This is a genomic window from Pseudomonas sp. B21-054, assembly GCF_026016345.1.
In the GTDB taxonomy this organism is placed as follows: Bacteria; Pseudomonadota; Gammaproteobacteria; order Pseudomonadales; family Pseudomonadaceae; genus Aquipseudomonas.
On sequence record NZ_CP087204.1, the window covers coordinates 1,828,117 to 1,845,681 of the forward strand.

Below are 17,565 nucleotides of genomic sequence, written 5' to 3' on the forward strand. Positions count from 1 at the left end.
GAAAATGACCGACAACACTATCCATGAAGCTTTCAAAGCCCAATGCCAGGCTGAAATCTCAGCTCAAGGCCAAGACGAGAAAGTCGTTGCGCTGGCCAAGGAGTTTTTCAACGAATCGGCCCGCCATAAGTACAGCTACCATTTTTCCTGGATGGGGCGGCCGATCATCCAGTTGCCACAGGACATGATGGCGATGCAGGAGTTGATCTGGCAGATCAAGCCTGACCTGATCATCGAATGCGGCATCGCCCACGGCGGTTCGATCATTTATTACGCCTCGTTGCTGGAGCTGCAGGGCCATGGAGAAGTACTGGGCATCGACCTGGATATCCGTCCCCATAACCGTGAAGCCATCGAGAGCCACCCGATGAGCAAACGCATCTCGATGATCGAAGGTTCGAGCATCGATCCGGCCATCGCCGAGCAGGTCCATGCAGCGGCCAAAGGCAAGAAAGTCATCCTGGTGCTCGATTCCAACCACACCCATGACCATGTGCTCGAAGAGCTGCGCCTGTATGCGCCGTTGGTTTCGGTGGGCAGTTATTGCGTAGTGATGGACACGGTGGTGGAAGACATGCCGGCTGACTTCTTCCCGGATCGGCCATGGGGCCCGGGCGACAATCCGAAAACCGCGGTATGGAAGTACCTTGAAGAAAACGGTGACTTCGAAATCGATCAGCAACTGCAGAACAAGCTGTTGATCACTGTCGCACCGGATGGCTATCTGCGCCGGGTTCGTTGATTTATCCGTTTCAAGTCATTGGCGTCTGGCAGGTTGTGGGGACTAGGAAATATGCAGGTTCGAAATACGATTAAAGACAAGGTGACGCCGCTGAACGAGCGGTTCACCGTGGTGGTCATCTCCCACAACCGCAGCGCATTCCTGCGCCGTACGTTGCATTACTACAGCAGTTATCCGTGTTCGATTCTGGTGCTGGATTCATCGGTGGAACGGGATGAACAGATTGCCCGGGAATTTCCGTCGGTCGATTACCGCCACCTGCCCCAGTTCACTTACAAGGGGCTGCAGGACAAGCTGGTGTATGGCGTCAATCAGGTCAAGACGCCCTACATGGTGTTCGCCGCCGACGATGACTTCCTGCTGCACGATGCCTTGACCGAGTCGGTGGAGTTTCTCGAAGCCAATCCGGATTACGGCCTCTGCCACGGCTACGGAATCATGTATCTGTCCTGTGCGACAGAAGTCTGCTACTTCCGTCGTGACCGCAAAGTGCATGAGGACTACGACAGCGAACTGGCCGAGGACCGTGTGATCCGCTTCATGGATCAATTCCTGCCGCCGTTCTACGCCGTGACCCGCACTGACCTGCTGCAACAGTGGTACGGCATGCTGCCGCCAGGGACCAGTTTCGAGTGGCAGGAAATCGGCCATACTTTTTACCTGTTGGCTTGCGCCAAGGCGCGGATCCTGCCGATTCCATTCGCCGTTCGCGAACTCAACTACGGCGGTTCAGAGCACAACACCAACGTGTTGACGGTGCTGAGTTATAAAGACGCTAAAAGCGTCGCCGAGCGTGAGCAATTCGCCGAGTTCCTGGCGTCTCTCCCTACGCCTCTGCGCGAGCAGGCGCCGGGGCGTGTCAAGCAGATTGCCCTGGACAGCTTTGCGGCCATGGCTGACTGCCTGCTGCAGGGTCGCTCACTCAAAGGCACGCAGATCATCCGTTCGACATGGCTGGAGGCGGGGAGTGAGCCGGTCCGTTCGTTTGGCCCACAGCAATTTGTCGAAATGCCGTTCTACAATCAGCGGGTCTTCGACCTGCTCACTCAATTTGAATTCCTGCTGCATGCCATGCCGGCCGGTCGCCTTCAGCTTCAGCAGTTGGAAGGCATCCTGCTGCGCCAGCATGAACTGATGCGGCTGCAACCCAACGACAACGAGCGCACGATACGCAGCCGGTTATGGGAGGCCCAGGGCCTTTACGCATTCAACCGCACAGTGGTCAAGCGCCTGGCCGAGTCGTTGAAAAACAGCGACGAACCAGACGAAGCGGTGAAGTTGCAGGCCTGGGCCGAGCGGCTGGATTCGGTGCCGGGCCAGCAGGATCGCCGGTTGCTGGATAACATGCACTCCGGCCGTCTATTGAGCTGGCTTGAAGCACGTAGCCCCAACGCCCAGCAGCTCACATCCATTGCAGCCCATCTGTCCGAGCATCAGGGCGGACCGCGCTTTGGCATTCTGCTGCTGGACCTGGGCGCGGACATGTTCAAGCTGCAGGCCACCTTTGACAGCCTGGTCAACGGCCACTGCAAGGCGTTCAACGTGGTGGTCTTCACCACTGGCGACCTGCCGGCGACCACCACCGTGCGCGACACCGTGCACTTCGTCAAAGTCAGCACCTCCAATTATGTTGAGCGCGTCAATCAGATCATCGGGCAATCGACTGCTGACTGGATGGTGCTTGCCGAGGCCGGTGACCAGTTCACCCCGAGCGGCCTGTTGCGCGCCAGCCTCGAGCTGATCGATGCCGACGGCGTGCGGGCGGTGGCGATGGATGAAATCCAGCGCAAGGCTGATGGCAGCCTCATCGATGTGTTCCGCCCTGGCGTCAATCTCGATTTCCTGCAATCGGTGCCTTCGCTGATGGCGCGGCATTGGCTGATTAATCGCGAAGTGCTGGCCCAGGCCCGCGGATTCACGCCCGAATACACCCAGGCCCTGGAGCAGGATCTGCTGTTGCGCCTGATTGAAGACGCAGGGCTGGCCGGCCTGGCGCACCTGGCCGAGCCGTTGCTGATCTGCGACGCCCCGCCGGAAGAGGAAAAGCCCCAGGAGCGCCAGGTACTGACGCGCCACCTGGCTGCCCGCGGCTATCGCGCCCAGGTCACCTCGGCGCTACCGCTGACATACCAGATCGATTACCAGCATGCCGAGCGGCCACTGGCGTCGATCATTCTCGAAAGTCGAGACAATTTCGAGCAGGTACAGCAGGCACTGGTCAGCGTGCTGCAACGCACCCGCTACCATCGGCACGAAATATTGGTTGCCGATAACCACAGCCAATCCGAGGAACTGGCTCAGTGGCTCGATAGCCTGGCAGGCAAGGGCGAGCGGATCCGCGTTCTGCGCAGCGACCGGCGCCTCAGTGCGTCGGCCCTGTACAACTGGGCGAGCGCGCAGGCCAAGGGCGAATACCTGGTGCTGTTGTCGGCCGAAGTGCAAGTGGTCAATGCCAACTGGCTCGACAGCCTGCTCAATCAGGCCCAGCGGCCCGAGGTGGGGGTTGTCGGCAGTAAGCAAATGGATAACCGTGGTATCACTACCCAGGCTGGGCTGGTACTGAAGCCCGATGGCAGGGTGGGCTCGGTGTTCGTTGGCGAACGCAAGGACGCCAAGGGCTATCTCAATGGCCATCAGGCGGAACAGAACTACTCGGCAGTGTCCGGCGCGTGCCTGATGATCCGTAAAGACTTGTTCGAAGCCGTAGGCGGCCTGGACGAAGAGCATTTCGCCGAGGCCTTTGCCGACGTCGACCTGTGTCTGAAAGCGGCCGACGCAGGCTATCTCACGGTCTGGACACCCCAGGCCCAGATGCTGCACGCCGGTACGTTCCCCGATGCGCCGGAGGCGGCCGACGCTTTGCGCGACAAGTGGCAGGCGCGCTTCAACCATGACGCGGCCCGTAACCCGAGCCTGGCCTTGACCGGCACTGGCTTTGCGCTGGGCACCGCCACGGCTGTCGACTGGGCGCGATTGCTCCCATAAGCCTGGCAAAAGGAATCAGGGTATGTTCAACGGTAAATCGATTTTCATCTCAGGCGGTACCGGTTCATTCGGGCGCAATTTCATCCGCCGGTTGCTGGAGCAATACCAGCCCAAGCGCGTGGTGGTGTTTTCCCGCGATGAACTCAAGCAGTACGAGATGCAACAAACCTTCAATGCGCCATGCATGCGCTATTTCCTGGGGGACGTGCGCGATGCTGATCGTCTGCGCCAGGCCATGCGCGGCATTGACTATGTCGTGCACGCCGCGGCCCTCAAACAGGTGCCGGCGGCGGAGTACAACCCTACCGAATGCATTCGCACCAACGTCAATGGCGCCGAGAACATTATTGCCGCGGCCATCGACAATGGCGTCAAGAAAGTGGTTGCGTTGTCCACTGACAAAGCCGCCAGCCCGATCAATCTGTACGGTGCAACCAAGCTGCTGTCGGATAAGCTGTTCGTGGCGGCCAACAATATCGCCGGCGAGCAGCAGACCCGGTTCGCCGTGGTGCGCTATGGCAACGTCGCCGGCTCGCGGGGGTCAGTGGTGCCGTTCTTCAGCAAGTTGATTGCGGAAGGTGCGACGCAGCTGCCGATTACCGATGAACGCATGACCCGTTTTTGGATTACCCTCGATCATGGCGTGCAATTTGTGCTCGACAGCTTTGCCCGCATGCACGGTGGCGAAGTCTTCGTGCCAAAGATTCCGTCGATTCGCATCGTCGATCTGGCGTCGGGCATGGCTGGGCATCTGCCTCACAAAAACGTCGGGATTCGTCCCGGTGAAAAACTCCACGAACTGATGGTGCCGCTGGACGATGCGCGCATGACCATAGAGTTTGCCGATCACTACACCATCCAGCCATCCATTCGCTTTACCAGTGTGGATGTGGATTTTGGCGTGGATAACCTGGGTGAGCGAGGCAAGCCCGTGGCAGAAGACTTCGAATATCGTTCTGACACCAACCCGCACTTTTTGTCGGTGGAACAGATCGCCGACCTGCATGCGCGGTTGTCGGCATGATCCCCTACGGTCGGCAAAACCTCGATCAGGCCGACATCGATGCGGTGGTGGCCGTATTGCAGTCCGACTGGCTGACCCAGGGGCCGACCCTAGAGCATTTCGAAGAGGCCATGGCCAATCGTTGTCAGGCCGCTTACGCCGTGGCGGTGTGCAACGCGACGGCCGCACTGCACATCGCCTGCCTGGCGGCGGGGCTGGGGCCCGGGGATCGTCTATGGACCACCCCCAATACGTTCCTGGCCTCGGCCAACTGCGGTCGGTATTGCGGTGCGCTGGTGGATTTTGTCGACATTGATCCGCTGACCTGGAACCTTGACGCTTGTGCGTTGGCCGCCAAGCTTGAAGAGGCCGAGCGTGACGGAACGCTGCCCAAAGTGTTGGTGGCGGTGGCGTTTTCGGGGCAAAGCTGTGACATGCGCAAGATCGCCCAGTTGTCCGAGCGATATGGCTTCACGGTGATTGAAGATGCGTCCCACGCAGTCGGGGCGTCTTATGCCGGTCGTCCGGTGGGGTGTGGCGAGTTTGCGTCCATGACTGTGTTCAGTTTCCATCCGGTGAAGATCATCACCAGCGGTGAAGGCGGCATGGTCCTGACCAATCGCCCGGAACTCGCGCAGCGGCTGCAACGTCTGCGCAGCCATGGGATGACTCGCGACGCGCAGCAGATGACCGAGCCCAGTCACGGTCCCTGGTACTACCAACAAATCGAGTTGGGTTTCAATTACCGCATGACCGACCTGCAGGCTGCATTGGGGCTTTCGCAGTTGAACAAACTGGATGACTTTATCGCTCGGCGTCGCGAACGGGTGGCGCGCTACAATCATCTGCTGGCAGCTTTGCCACTCGTTTTGCCCGGCTTGCAACCTGAAGCCGAGTCGGCCTGGCATTTGTATGTGGTGCGCTTGCAACTCGATAGCATCACGCTTGGTCATCGTCAGGTGTTCGAAGGCTTGCGTGCAGCCGGGATTGGCGTGAACCTTCATTACATCCCGGTTCATTTGCAGCCGTATTACCGCGACCTTGGGTTTGCCGCAGGCGATTTCCCCCAGGCCGAGCGTTATTACGCCGAGGCCATCAGCTTGCCCATGTTTCCTACCCTCAGTGATGAACAACAGGACTATGTGGTCGAGCAATTGCGCCAATTGCTTGAGGAGTAACGGTGAGCACAGTCGCAATCATCCCTGCCCGTGGCGGTAGCAAGCGGATCCCACGCAAAAACCTGAAGCTGTTCGATGGCGTGCCGATGATTGTCCGGTCGATCGAAGCCGCGTTGACCTCTCGATTGTTCGATGAGGTAGTGGTCAGCACAGACGACGAAGAAATTGCCGACATGGCGCAGGCTCATGGTGCTCAAGTTCCGTTCATGCGTCCGGCGTCGCTGGCTGATGATTTCACCGGGACGGCAGCCGTGATTGCCCACGCATTGACTGAACTGCACGAGCGCTCGTTCGATTTCGCCTGCTGCATCTATGCCACCGCGCCGCTGTTGCAGGAGCGGTTCCTGCGCCAGGGGTATGAAGCGCTGCGTACGCATCCTGACAAATCGTACGCATTTTCGGTGACGGGTTTCGGCTTTCCCGTACAACGCGCCTTGACGCTGGATGAGCAGGGCGCGCTGACGCCGCTCTATCCTCAGTTTCGCGACACTCGCTCCCAGGACTTGCCCGAAGCATTCCAGGACGCGGGCCAATTCTACTGGGGGCGCCGGGAGGCCTGGTTGCGCGGTGACGTGTTGTTTTCGCCCAAGAGCTTGCCGGTGGTCCTGCCTCGTCATCTGGTACAGGACATCGACACACCAGAGGATTGGAAGCGAGCCGAATACCTCTACGCCGCATTGAAGGCCGGTGGGGAGCTGAAATGAGGGTTTTGATCCGCGCTGACGCTTCGCCAATCATTGGCAGCGGACACATCGCCCGCTGCCTGACCCTGGCTCGCGTGTTGCGTGGGCATGGCGCGCATGTCACGTTTGCCTGCCGTCAATTGCCAGGACATCGCTTGCAAGCGTTGGAGGAGGAGGGCTTCGAGACGTTTGCCTTACCGGATTCCTATCCTGGAGAGGATCCGCAGCAGGCCATTGAATCCTTGTTGCCCTGGCAGGCGGATATCGCGGCGCTGCAACAGGTATCGAGCGACCAACCTGGTTTCGATTGGGTCATCGTCGATCATTATGGCCTGGACCATCATTGGCAGACGGCTGCCCGGCGTTTTGCCCCAAGAATCATGGCAGTGGATGATCTGGCGACCCGTACCTACAGCGTCGATCTGCTGCTCAACCAGAACCTTTCTGGTACCCGAGCCGCCTACACGGGGTTGTTGCCCGAGTCTTGCCGGACGCTACTCGGACCGCGTTACGCCCTGTTGCGCGATGAGTTTCGCTGTGCGGCGATTGACATCAAGCCCAGGGCCAGGCGAGTGCTGGTTAACTTTGGCGGGTTTGATGCGGCGATGCAAACCCATCACGCCATGTTGGCGTTGGCGGATTTTCCGGAGCTTGAAGTCGATTTTGTTGCCGGTGCGGACAACCCGGTCTGGGCTCGGATGCAGATGATGGCAGCGAGTCGACCCAACTGGCGCTTGCACAGCTTTGTCGGCCATTTCCATCAGCTCATGATCGAAGCTGATTTGTTCATTGGTGCTGGTGGCGGTACCAGTTGGGAGCGCGCCGCCATGGGCCTGCCCACGATCTGCATCGCGGTGTCGAATAATCAGCATGCCAATAGCGAGGCGATGGCGACGTTTGGAGCCCACGTTTATCTCGGCCCTCGAGAGAACGTCACGGTCGGACAGTTGCGCCAGGCCATCGGTTTCGTGGCAGACAATCAAGGCTTGCGCAAAAGCTTGGCTGAGCATTCCCGGCGGTTGGTCGATGGCTTGGGTGCCCAACGGGTCGCCGTCACGCTGGCCGGAGCATTGTTGAGGGTTCGACCAGCGACACAGGCCGATGCCCAATTGATTTTCGAAGGTCGTAACGCCGAGGCTGTACGCCGTGTATCGTTGGATGCATCAAGCATTGACTGGAGCAGTCATTGCCAATGGTTGCGTGCAAGCCTGGTCAACGAGCAACGCCTGCTATTGATCGGCGAAGCGGCGGACGGACCGATAGGCGTATTGCGCTATGACCTGCAAGGCACTGACGCGCTCGTGTCCATTTATCTGTTCGAAGGCCGCATCGGGCTTGGCTGGGGAAGGGCGTTGCTGGCCCGCGGCGAGGCATTTGCCGCTGCCCACTGGCCTCAATTGCGAAGCCTCACCGCTCAAGTATTGCCCGCCAATCGAGCCTCCCTGAGCTTGTTTAGCCAGGCTGGTTTTATTCAGAACACTTGCGTGTTTACACGCGTCTTGAAGGATCACCTCCATGGCTAGTTTCAAGATCGGCCACTGTGTCATTGGGGCTGAGGCACCGCCTTTCATCATTGCCGAAATGAGTGGCAACCATAACCAGTCCCTGGAGGTGGCGCTGGAGATCGTCGAGGCGGCGGCCCGGGCCGGTGCGCACGCTTTGAAGTTGCAGACCTACACCGCCGAAACCATGACGCTGGACTTGAACGAGGGTGAATTTTTCATCAAGGATCCCAACAGCCTGTGGGCTGGAACGTCGCTTTATGAGTTGTATGAGAAGGCCCATACACCGTGGGAATGGCACGCCCCAATTTTCGCCCGGGCCAAAGCCCTGGGCTTGTTGGCCTTCTCGACGCCGTTTGATGAGACGTCCGTGGATTTTCTTGAAACCCTCGATGTGCCGGCCTACAAGATCGCCAGCTTTGAAAACACGGATCTACCGCTGATCCGGCGAGTCGCCGCCACCGGCAAGCCGTTGATTATTTCTACCGGCATGGCGAGCGTTGCTGAACTCGACGAAACTGTAAGGGCGGCCCGAGAGGCCGGTTGCAAGGATCTGGTATTGCTCAAGTGCACCAGCACCTATCCGGCCACCCCGGCCAACAGCAATGTGCGTACTATCCCTCATCTGCGGGAATTATTCGGCTGTGAGGTGGGGTTGTCGGATCACTCCATGGGGGTTGGCGTGTCTGTCGCCGCGGTGGCGTTGGGGGCAACCGTGGTAGAAAAACATTTCACTCTCGACCGCGCGGCGGGTGGGGTGGACGCCAGTTTCTCCCTTGAGCCTGCGGAGCTGGCGGCGCTGGTGATCGAAACCGAGCGTGCCTGGCAAGCCATGGGGCAGGTGCACTATGGCGTGACCGAGGCTGAGCGCAAGTCGCTGATCTATCGGCGTTCTCTGTATGTGACGCAAGACATGAGCCCTGGTGATGCGTTTACACCACAAAACGTCCGGGCTATTCGCCCAGGCCTGGGACTGCCCCCCAAGTACGCCGACTCTCTGATGGGCCGTTGTGCTCGTAAAGCCATCAAACGCGGCACTCCATTGGCCTGGTCGCTGGTTGAATAGCCCTTTCAAAAAGACCTTATTAGGAAAATTGGCGTGACCTACGAGTCATAACGCGCATCTTCACTGTATTGTATTGACCGGGAAGATGGCGCCTGGCCCTTATCAGGCCCAGTGATAGCCCTTTACACTTCCCATTTGTCGGCGCCCCTCGATTCCTTGCGAGCGGTGGTATTGGGCTGTTTTTGATTGGGAAGCCGTAATGATTGGCATAAAAAGCATTGCGAGCTACGTTCCTGTAGCCGGCGTGGACAATTACGCACAAGGTGCAAAATTTGAAAAGGATGAAGAGTTCATCCTTGGCAAGATTGGTTCGGCCTTCTTGCCACGCAAGGATGACGGGCAGGAAACCTCGGACCTGTGTGTTGAAGCGGTCAACGCTCTGTTTGCCAACAATCCCGGCCTGAAACGCGAATCCGTCGACGTGCTGATTGTCGTTACACAGAATGGCGATGAAGAAGGCTTGCCTCACACGGCAGCCATCGTCCAGGACAAGCTCGGCTTGCCGACCACCGTGGCCGCGTTCGATATTTCCCTGGGCTGCTCGGGTTATGTCTATGGCATCTACGCCATCAAGGGCTTCATGGAGGCCGCTGGCCTGAAGAATGGCCTGTTGGTGACGGCTGATCCGTACTCGAAAATCGTCGACCCGGAAGACCGCAACACCACGATGCTGTTTGGCGACGCCGCCACCGCCACCTGGATGGGTGAAGATGCGCCGTGGCAACTGGGCAAGGCCAAGTTCGGCACTGACGGCTCTGGCGCCCCGCACCTGAAGGTCAGCGACGGTGTATTCTTCATGAACGGCCGCCAGGTGTTCAACTTCGCCTTGCTCAAGGTGCCGGCCCACCTGCATGAGTTGCTCGCCGATTCCGATCTGCAAGCCAGCGACATTGATGCGTTTTGCATTCACCAGGGCAGCGCGGCAATTGTCGATGCGGTGGCACGGCGTTTCGAGGGCGAGCCGGAAAAATTCATCAAGGACATGGTCGAGACCGGCAACACCGTGTCGTCGAGTATTCCGTTGCTGCTGGAAAAGCACGTGCTCGATTCCGATTGGAAGCGCGTGGCCTTGAGCGGTTTCGGCGTAGGCCTGTCCTGGGGCTCGGCGATCATCTATCGCCCGTGACCCACTAAAACCCGGGCACAAAAATAGCGTCCAAGGTGTAACCTTGAACGCTATTTTTTTGCCTGACGCGAAAGCGAGACACCATGAGCGAGTTCTTTGAGCGCAATCTCCGGATAATCCAGCAGCGTTGGCCGGCCTTGGCTGAGCGCTTGTCAATGGAGGATGTCGGTGGATTGCAGGCCGATCTGGTAGAGGGGCTTGGGTCGACCTTGAGCGTCAATGGCATCCAACTGACCAGCCGGCATGACCGACTCGCCGAGGCAGACCTGCAAGCCTCCAGCCTGCCGCTGGACGCTGCCATTGTGCATGTCTATGGCACCGGGCTGGGCGATCTGCAGAATCGCTTGCTGGAGCGGGCCGGGCTTGAACAGTTGTTTGTGCATATCCTCAACGGTGCGGTGTTCGCCCTGGTGCTGCAGGTGCTGGATCAATCTCCCTGGCTTTCCGATCCGAGAGTGGTGTTGCTCTATGCCGGTGATTTGGCGGAGATCCAACTGCCATTTTTCGCACTCCCCGCCGAGTTGGTGCTGGCCGATGATTACAACGCCAAGATTCGTGATCGATTGATCAGTGAAAATCATCTGGACTTCACTAACCGAGCGTTCGACCCTCGGTCCCCTGAGATTGTCGAGCGTCTGCAATCGACTTTCAGTCTTGTGCGCAAAGATCGTGACGTTGCCGAGCTGTTCGGCACCTTAGACAGGCGTGAGGCGTTTGTTATTGCTACCGGTCCCAGTCTTGAGCAGCACTTCGAGAAACTGCGTCATCTGAGCAAGCAAGCCGAGCGACCGTTGTTGATTTGTGTCGATACGGCTTACCGACCGTTGATCGATCATGGCATTGCCCCGGATATCGTGGTCAGCATCGACCAGCGTATCTCGGCGCGACATCTTCCGCCCGAAAGCACCGATGGCATTGCCCTGGTTTATCTGCCGATGGCCGACCCTTTGGTGATCGGAGCGTGGCGGGGGCCGCGTTACGCCGGTTATTCCTCGAGCCCTGTCTACCGTCAGATGCGGGGGCAGCTGCGCCGGGCCGAACTCCATGTGGGCGGCAGCGTGATTCATCCGGCAGTCGATCTGGCGGTGAAAATGGGCGCTGCGCAGGTCACGCTTTTCGGCGCCGATTTTGCCTTTCCCCATGACAAAACTCATGCAGGCTGGGGTGACGGTGACTTGGGGCCGCAACTGGGCGCGTCCAGGCATTGGGTGCTCGATGGGTATGGCCGGCGAGTCAAGACCCAGCTCAACTTCCGCAGTTACCTATGCGAGCTGGAGCGTTTTATTGCCGGGCACCCCCAGGTGCGTTTCCATAACAGCAGTCGGGACGGGGCAATGATTGCAGGCACTGATTTCCACCCGGAGTATGTGCAATGAGCCAGCTTCAAGGGGTGGTCGATGACGCTCGCGAATGCGCACGCCTGTTTCGTCTCGGAAAGGACGTTGAGGCGGGGTTGGCAATGGTCGTGCTGATTGAATCGGCTCAGCCCTTGGTTGAACTGATGCCGGGCGATATCGCCTCGTCATGGAACATGCTACTCGCCTTGATGCTGGGTGATCAGCAGGCGCAGAACTGGATCTCCTTAGCCGATTATCTTGAGTACGAGTGCGTCCAACTGCTGACCGCTGATCAGTCGAACTGATTTTTTTTTGCCGCCGCACCGCTGTCATTAGCCTCCAGTGACGCCAGTGGCGTTTCCCTGACGCCATTTTTCTACCCTTCAATCGCAGCCAAGTCCTTGATTTACGAGGGGTGGCAACCTGATGGCAAAATTTTTTAAAAAACTGCTAAAGCAAGTTCCGATTACGACGATAACTATTACGAAGGTTCTCTAGGCCACACCCGGCGGTTGCCAGGGCCGGAAGCCGCAGTACCCAACCAACGAGGAATTCGTCATGGCTTTAACAGTAAACACTAACGTCACATCGTTGAACGTTCAGAAGAACCTGAACAAGGCTTCCGATGCTCTGTCCACTTCGATGACCCGTCTGTCTTCCGGCCTGAAAATCAACAGCGCCAAAGACGACGCCGCCGGCCTGCAGATCTCCACTCGTATGAACTCGCAAATCCGCGGTCAGACCATTGCGATCAAAAACGCCAACGACGGTATCTCCATCGCCCAAACCGCTGAAGGCGCGATGCAGGAATCCACGAACATTCTGCAACGTATGCGTGAACTGGCTGTTCAGTCCCGTAACGACTCCAACGGTACTGCTGACCGTGTCGCTCTGAACAAAGAATTTGCTCAGATGTCGGACGAACTGACCCGTATCGCCAAGTCTACCAACCTGAACGGCAAGAACCTGATTGACGGTACCGCTGGCACCATGACCTTCCAGGTTGGTTCCAACACCGGTGCTGACAACCAGATCACCCTGACCCTGGACAGCGGCTTCGACGCAGCTTCCCTGTCGGTTGACTCCGCCACCGTTCAGATCACCGGTACTGACTCGACTACCGCTGAAGCTTCGATGAACAACGCGCTGGTCAAAATCGACGCTGCTCTGGCCAAGATCAACTCCAGCCGTGCTGACCTCGGTGCTGCACAAAACCGTATGACCAGTACCATCTCCAACCTGCAAAACATCAACGAAAACGCCAGTGCTGCACTGGGTCGCGTACAAGATACCGACTTCGCTGCTGAAACTGCACAACTGACCAAGCAGCAGACTCTGCAGCAAGCGTCTACCTCGGTTCTGGCCCAGGCCAACCAACTGCCATCCGCTGTACTGAAGCTGCTTCAGTAATAGCCGGATGAGTTTTAGCGGGGGAGTGCGCTTGCGTGCTCTCTCGCTTTTTCCGTTCAAGAGGTGATGGACATGGATATGAGCGTGAAGCTGAACTTGTCTTATCCAGCGGCGAGGCCGGCACCTACCGTGGTCGACAAGCCCGTGGAGAAGCCTCAAGCCGAGCTTGCCACCGTGACCCCGGTCAAGCAGGCGCCTAAAGACGCTGCCGCTGAGCAGGACAAACTCAAGAAGGCCGTTCTGGAAATCGAGAAGTTCGTCCAGTCGGTCAAGCGCAACCTGGAGTTCTCTATTGATGAGCCTTCAGGCAAAGTAGTGGTCAAAGTGATTGCCAGTGGTTCCGGTGAAGTGATTCGTCAGATCCCGAACGAAGAAGTTCTGAAACTGGCCAACAGTTTGAATGATGCAAACAGCTTGTTGTTCAGCGCTGAAGCCTGACAACCGGCACGAATTTTGTTGTTATGTTCTTTTGGGCGTTGTAAAGGTCAAAAGGCCGGCGACACACTGAAGGGAGTCCCACATGGCAAGTCCAATTCTACCTGGCTTGGGTTTAGGCTCTGGCCTGGATACCACCGCTATCGTCAAGGCGCTGGTGGATTCTGACAAGGCGGCCAAGCAAGGTCAGATCGACCGTGCCACGAAGACGAATACGTCGAACATTTCCGGCATCGGTTCGTTGAAGTCCCTGTTGGCTACGTTTCAGTCCGCGCTCGAGGCTTTGGGGAGTACGACTAACCCTCAGTTCACCGGCTTTGCCGCTACATCTTCCGATGCCAAGATATTGACCGCGACGTCGAGTAACTCGGCGGTCGGTGGTACCTATAGTGTCAAGATCACTAATCTGGCTACTGCCTCGAAGGTGTCGACGGCTGCTTTCGCCGGTGGACCTACGAGCGCAGTGGAAGCGGGTACGCTGACGATCAGCAGCCAGAGCGGTGCGTCCTACGCCGTTGATGTTCCATCTGGTTCCACCTTGCAATCGGTCAGGGATGCAATCAACTCCAAATATCAAGCCAGTGGCGTGAACGCCAACATCGTGACGGACAGCTTTGGCTCGCGTCTGGTGGTGGGTTCTACAAAGACCGGTGCGGGGAATGATCTGTCTTTAAGCGGTATTGCCAGCCTGACCGCTGACGGCACCGCGCTCATGGTCAACCCGCCGACAGCGGCGTCTTCCGGCTCCCTGTCGCTTGCCACTGATGCGAAATTCGAGATTGACGGGCTGGCAATGTCGAGTCCGACCAATAAACTGGACAATGCGGTCACGGGCTTAAGCATGACATTGGTTGCGCCTACCGCCACTGCGGTAACGGTTACCGTTGCCACCAACGCTGACGGCTTGAAGGCTTCGATCCAGAAATTCGTCGACGCTTATAACGCCATCGCCAAGGCAGTGACCTCGCTGACTAAACCGACGACAGACGCTGACGGTAAGTCCGTGCCGGCGGCATTGGCCGGTGATGCCATGCCGCGCGCGCTGTTGGAAGCTATCCGAGGTCCATTGTCCCAAACGGGTGCTGGTACCAAGCTGACAGTTTTGTCCCAGTTAGGGATTACCACCAACCAGACGACCGGTACATTGGATTTCGACAGTGCCAAGTTTTCAACTGCTTTGAATACAAAACAGTTGGGTGGGGAAGTTCAAACGCTGTTCACTGGCGAGAACGGCTTGATTGAGCGCATGCAGAAAGCGATCAAGCCGTATACCGAGATCAAGTTGGACGCGGCGGGCAAGCCCGTTGATAATATTCTGGCTGCTCGATCCAAGAACCTGACTGTTATCCAGAAAAAGCTGGCTGCGGACCAGGCAGCACTGGATCGCCGGATCGACACGCTGACCAAGGTACTGACCAAAAAGTACAACGACATGGACACCCTGGTTGGCAAGCTGAAAGCCACCGCCAGTAACATCACCTCCATGTTCGAAGCGATGACGGCCCAGCAGAAAAACAGCTGATTTTCGACTGATGTAAAAAGCCCGGCAGCGTTTTGACAGCGCTCCGGGCTTTCGGCTTTTCGGTCTAAAGTTTTTTGACGCGGCGTCGATACGCTGTTTATACGAACCGAAGTTTTCAGATGAGGTAGAACATGAATCCGATGTTAGCCCTTCGCCAATACCAGAAGATTGGTGCCCAGGCGCAAACCTCCGAAGCAAGCCCCCATCGTCTTGTGCAGATGCTCATGGAGGGCGGGCTGGACCGTATCGCCCAGGCCAAGGGCGCGATGGAGCGCAAGGATATCCCGAACAAAGGCGTGTTGATTGGCAAGGCTATCGGCATTGTCGGTGGCCTGCGTGAAGGCTTGGACCTGGAAAACCAGGCTGAGTCGGTCGCTGAGCTCGATGCCCTTTACGCCTACATGATGAAACGCCTGGCCGAAGCCAACGCCAAGACCGATCCGAAGATCCTCGACGAAGTCGCCGATCTGCTTCGCACGGTCAAGGAAGGCTGGGATGGCATCGCGGCGCCTGGCCCGCAATTCTAAGGAGTGCTCTCATGAGTCTTGTCCTGCAGCGAATCGAACAAACCCGTGATGCCTTGGTTGATGCCCTGGCCGAGCGAAACTGGGAGGCCATCGGTCAGCTGGACCTGGCTTGCCGTTCCTGCATGGAAGACGTCCTGAGCGAATCCGAGGTGGATGAGGCGGCGTTGCGTAATAATCTTGAGGAGTTGCTGGGGGTCTACCGGCAATTGCTGGAGGCGGCCACAGGAGAGCGCCAGGCGATCGTCGACGAGATGTCGCAGATCCATCAAGCACAGAATGCGGCAAAGGTTTACCATCTGTTCGGTTAACGCTCAGTTAATCCGAATCATATGCGCCATAAATTTGACTGTGCGCAGTTTTTTGACTTAACTAGTGGCTGTATCCAGATATCAGGCGTCTACAGGCATGACAAGTCTGCAAGCGTCCAGCTTGCCCCCAAATTCCGGGCATTGAGTTGACTAGGGAAGTTGCTATTGCATGTGGCGTGAAACCAAAATTCTCCTGATCGATGACGATAGCGTCCGCCGCCGCGACCTGGCGGTGATCTTAAATTTTCTTGGCGAAGAAAATTTACCCTGCGGAAGCCATGACTGGCAGCAGGCCGTCGGCTCTTTGTCGTCCAGTCGTGAAGTCATTTGTGTCCTGATTGGGACCGTCAATGCACCCGCGACTCTTTTGGGCTTGCTAAAGACACTCTCGACCTGGGATGAGTTCCTTCCGGTTTTGTTAATGGGCGAAAATTCTTCCGTTGACTTGCCTGAAGACCAGCGCCGTCGGGTTCTTTCGACCCTCGAAATGCCGCCCAGCTACAGCAAATTGCTGGATTCGCTGCACCGCGCCCAGGTTTATCGCGAGATGTACGACCAGGCTCGCGAGCGCGGCAGGCATCGCGAACCCAATCTTTTTCGCAGCCTTGTCGGCACCAGCCGGGCGATCCAGCATGTGCGCCAGATGATGCAGCAGGTGGCCGACACCGACGCCAGCGTGTTGATCCTTGGCGAATCGGGCACTGGCAAGGAAGTGGTAGCGCGCAACCTGCATTACCACTCCAAGCGCCGTGAAGCGCCCTTCGTGCCGGTCAACTGCGGTGCGATCCCTGCCGAGTTGCTGGAGAGCGAGCTGTTTGGCCACGAGAAGGGCGCCTTCACCGGAGCGATCACTAGCCGGGCCGGGCGTTTCGAGCTGGCTAACGGCGGCACGCTGTTCCTCGATGAAATCGGCGACATGCCGTTGCCGATGCAGGTCAAGCTGCTGCGGGTCCTGCAGGAACGAACTTTCGAGCGCGTGGGCAGCAACAAGACCCAGAGCGTCGATGTGCGGATCATCGCCGCGACCCACAAGAACCTCGAGAGCATGATCGAGATCGGCAGTTTCCGTGAAGACCTCTATTACCGCCTCAACGTATTCCCGATTGAAATGGCGCCGCTGCGTGAGCGGGTCGAAGACATTCCGCTGCTGATGAATGAGCTGATTTCGCGCATGGAGCACGAAAAGCGCGGCTCGATCCGATTCAACTCGGCGGCGATCATGTCCCTCTGCCGTCATGGCTGGCCGGGCAACGTCCGTGAGCTGGCCAACCTGGTGGAGCGCATGGCGATCATGCATCCGTACGGGGTGATCGGCGTGACCGAGTTGCCGAAGAAATTCCGTTACGTCGATGACGAAGACGAACAAATGGTCGACAGCCTGCGCAGCGATCTGGAAGAGCGGGTGGCGATCAACGGCCATACGCCGGATTTCACCGCCAATGCCTTGCTGCCGCCAGAAGGCCTGGATCTCAAGGACTATCTAGGCGGCCTGGAGCAAGGGCTCATCCAGCAGGCCTTGGACGATGCCAACGGTATCGTGGCCCGTGCGGCGGAACGCCTGCGCATCCGGCGTACCACCCTGGTGGAGAAGATGCGCAAGTACGGCATGAGCCGTCGCGAAGGAGATGAACAGGCGGATGATTGACGCCTGTTTTCCAACCGCCTGATTTCCAGGCGGTTTTTTTTCGGCACGGGTATTGCTATAGCCCTCGCAACGTTCCGTTTAACTGACGGTCAGCCA

The 17,565-nt window shown here is 57.9% G+C and carries 16 protein-coding genes; all 16 read left to right on the forward strand.

Going from position 1 to position 17,565, the window contains the following annotated elements; genetic code table 11:
- The first annotated feature begins 4 nt into the window (after positions 1 to 4).
- The 16 genes from LOY70_RS08100 to LOY70_RS08175 all read left to right on the forward strand — a co-directional run bounded on the left by LOY70_RS08100 (position 5) and on the right by LOY70_RS08175 (position 17,469).
- On the forward strand, positions 5 to 742 hold the full coding sequence (locus LOY70_RS08100) for a cephalosporin hydroxylase family protein (protein WP_265035318.1): 738 nt from the start codon (positions 5 to 7) through the stop codon (positions 740 to 742).
- A 51-nt stretch (positions 743 to 793) separates the two neighbouring features.
- Positions 794 to 3,727, forward strand: coding sequence for a TIGR00180 family glycosyltransferase (locus tag LOY70_RS08105; RefSeq protein WP_265035320.1), 2,934 nt, complete (start codon positions 794 to 796; stop codon positions 3,725 to 3,727).
- Positions 3,728 to 3,749: 22 nt separating this feature from the next.
- Positions 3,750 to 4,751 (forward strand): UDP-N-acetylglucosamine 4,6-dehydratase (inverting), encoded by a 1,002-nt coding sequence (gene pseB, locus LOY70_RS08110; RefSeq protein ID WP_123342189.1) that lies wholly within the window; start codon positions 3,750 to 3,752, stop codon positions 4,749 to 4,751.
- Entirely contained in the window at positions 4,748 to 5,908 is a 1,161-nt protein-coding gene (gene pseC / locus LOY70_RS08115; RefSeq protein ID WP_265035322.1) for a UDP-4-amino-4,6-dideoxy-N-acetyl-beta-L-altrosamine transaminase, read from the forward strand. Before pseB ends, pseC begins: the two co-directional genes overlap by 4 nt.
- A gap of 2 nt (positions 5,909 to 5,910) precedes the next feature.
- Positions 5,911 to 6,612 carry a pseudaminic acid cytidylyltransferase gene (gene pseF / locus LOY70_RS08120; RefSeq protein ID WP_265035323.1) on the forward strand — a complete coding sequence of 234 codons (702 nt, stop codon included), beginning with the start codon at positions 5,911 to 5,913 and terminating at the stop codon, positions 6,610 to 6,612.
- Positions 6,609 to 8,114: a UDP-2,4-diacetamido-2,4,6-trideoxy-beta-L-altropyranose hydrolase gene (gene pseG, locus LOY70_RS08125; protein WP_265035325.1), complete on the forward strand. Its 1,506-nt coding sequence runs from the start codon at positions 6,609 to 6,611 to the stop codon at positions 8,112 to 8,114. The genes pseF and pseG overlap by 4 nt, the downstream gene beginning before the upstream one ends.
- Positions 8,107 to 9,159 carry a pseudaminic acid synthase gene (gene pseI / locus LOY70_RS08130; RefSeq protein WP_265035327.1) on the forward strand — a complete coding sequence of 351 codons (1,053 nt, stop codon included), beginning with the start codon at positions 8,107 to 8,109 and terminating at the stop codon, positions 9,157 to 9,159. The genes pseG and pseI overlap by 8 nt, the downstream gene beginning before the upstream one ends.
- 199 nt (positions 9,160 to 9,358) lie before the next feature.
- The gene (locus tag LOY70_RS08135; protein ID WP_025212487.1) at positions 9,359 to 10,285 is read left to right on the forward strand and encodes a ketoacyl-ACP synthase III; all 927 of its coding nucleotides are present in this window, start codon (positions 9,359 to 9,361) and stop codon (positions 10,283 to 10,285) included.
- A gap of 83 nt (positions 10,286 to 10,368) precedes the next feature.
- Entirely contained in the window at positions 10,369 to 11,661 is a 1,293-nt protein-coding gene (locus LOY70_RS08140; protein WP_265035331.1) for a motility associated factor glycosyltransferase family protein, read from the forward strand.
- Entirely contained in the window at positions 11,658 to 11,927 is a 270-nt protein-coding gene (locus tag LOY70_RS08145; protein ID WP_265035333.1) for a hypothetical protein, read from the forward strand. The genes LOY70_RS08140 and LOY70_RS08145 overlap by 4 nt, the downstream gene beginning before the upstream one ends.
- A 253-nt stretch (positions 11,928 to 12,180) precedes the next feature.
- Complete coding sequence (locus LOY70_RS08150; RefSeq protein WP_265035335.1) at positions 12,181 to 13,032, forward strand: flagellin domain-containing protein; 852 nt, start codon at positions 12,181 to 12,183, stop codon at positions 13,030 to 13,032.
- A 72-nt stretch (positions 13,033 to 13,104) separates the two neighbouring features.
- Positions 13,105 to 13,470, forward strand: a complete 366-nt coding sequence (locus tag LOY70_RS08155; protein WP_265035336.1) for a flagellar protein FlaG — start codon at positions 13,105 to 13,107, stop codon at positions 13,468 to 13,470.
- Positions 13,471 to 13,552: 82 nt separating this feature from the next.
- On the forward strand, positions 13,553 to 14,989 hold the full coding sequence (gene fliD, locus LOY70_RS08160) for a flagellar filament capping protein FliD (RefSeq protein ID WP_265035338.1): 1,437 nt from the start codon (positions 13,553 to 13,555) through the stop codon (positions 14,987 to 14,989).
- 131 nt (positions 14,990 to 15,120) lie between these two features.
- The gene (gene fliS / locus LOY70_RS08165) at positions 15,121 to 15,516 is read left to right on the forward strand and encodes a flagellar export chaperone FliS (protein WP_123342178.1); all 396 of its coding nucleotides are present in this window, start codon (positions 15,121 to 15,123) and stop codon (positions 15,514 to 15,516) included.
- A gap of 11 nt (positions 15,517 to 15,527) precedes the next feature.
- On the forward strand, positions 15,528 to 15,824 hold the full coding sequence (locus tag LOY70_RS08170) for a flagellar protein FliT (RefSeq protein ID WP_265035341.1): 297 nt from the start codon (positions 15,528 to 15,530) through the stop codon (positions 15,822 to 15,824).
- A gap of 169 nt (positions 15,825 to 15,993) precedes the next feature.
- On the forward strand, positions 15,994 to 17,469 hold the full coding sequence (locus LOY70_RS08175; RefSeq protein ID WP_123414649.1) for a sigma-54 dependent transcriptional regulator: 1,476 nt from the start codon (positions 15,994 to 15,996) through the stop codon (positions 17,467 to 17,469).
- Positions 17,470 to 17,565: the final 96 nt, after the last annotated feature.

Excerpts from the sequence above, each read along its gene's own strand:
- LOY70_RS08100 (WP_265035318.1), top strand. The coding sequence starts at position 5 with ATGACCGACAACACTATCCATGAAGCTTTCAAAGCCCAATGCCAGGCT.
- LOY70_RS08105 (WP_265035320.1), top strand. The coding sequence starts at position 794 with ATGCAGGTTCGAAATACGATTAAAGACAAGGTGACGCCGCTGAACGAG.
- pseB (WP_123342189.1), top strand. The coding sequence starts at position 3,750 with ATGTTCAACGGTAAATCGATTTTCATCTCAGGCGGTACCGGTTCATTC.
- pseC (WP_265035322.1), top strand. The coding sequence starts at position 4,748 with ATGATCCCCTACGGTCGGCAAAACCTCGATCAGGCCGACATCGATGCG.
- pseG (WP_265035325.1), top strand. The coding sequence starts at position 6,609 with ATGAGGGTTTTGATCCGCGCTGACGCTTCGCCAATCATTGGCAGCGGA.
- pseI (WP_265035327.1), top strand. The coding sequence starts at position 8,107 with ATGGCTAGTTTCAAGATCGGCCACTGTGTCATTGGGGCTGAGGCACCG.
- LOY70_RS08135 (WP_025212487.1), top strand. The coding sequence starts at position 9,359 with ATGATTGGCATAAAAAGCATTGCGAGCTACGTTCCTGTAGCCGGCGTG.
- LOY70_RS08140 (WP_265035331.1), top strand. The coding sequence starts at position 10,369 with ATGAGCGAGTTCTTTGAGCGCAATCTCCGGATAATCCAGCAGCGTTGG.
- LOY70_RS08145 (WP_265035333.1), top strand. The coding sequence starts at position 11,658 with ATGAGCCAGCTTCAAGGGGTGGTCGATGACGCTCGCGAATGCGCACGC.
- LOY70_RS08150 (WP_265035335.1), top strand. The coding sequence starts at position 12,181 with ATGGCTTTAACAGTAAACACTAACGTCACATCGTTGAACGTTCAGAAG.
- LOY70_RS08155 (WP_265035336.1), top strand. The coding sequence starts at position 13,105 with ATGGATATGAGCGTGAAGCTGAACTTGTCTTATCCAGCGGCGAGGCCG.
- fliD (WP_265035338.1), top strand. The coding sequence starts at position 13,553 with ATGGCAAGTCCAATTCTACCTGGCTTGGGTTTAGGCTCTGGCCTGGAT.
- fliS (WP_123342178.1), top strand. The coding sequence starts at position 15,121 with ATGAATCCGATGTTAGCCCTTCGCCAATACCAGAAGATTGGTGCCCAG.
- LOY70_RS08170 (WP_265035341.1), top strand. The coding sequence starts at position 15,528 with ATGAGTCTTGTCCTGCAGCGAATCGAACAAACCCGTGATGCCTTGGTT.
- LOY70_RS08175 (WP_123414649.1), top strand. The coding sequence starts at position 15,994 with ATGTGGCGTGAAACCAAAATTCTCCTGATCGATGACGATAGCGTCCGC.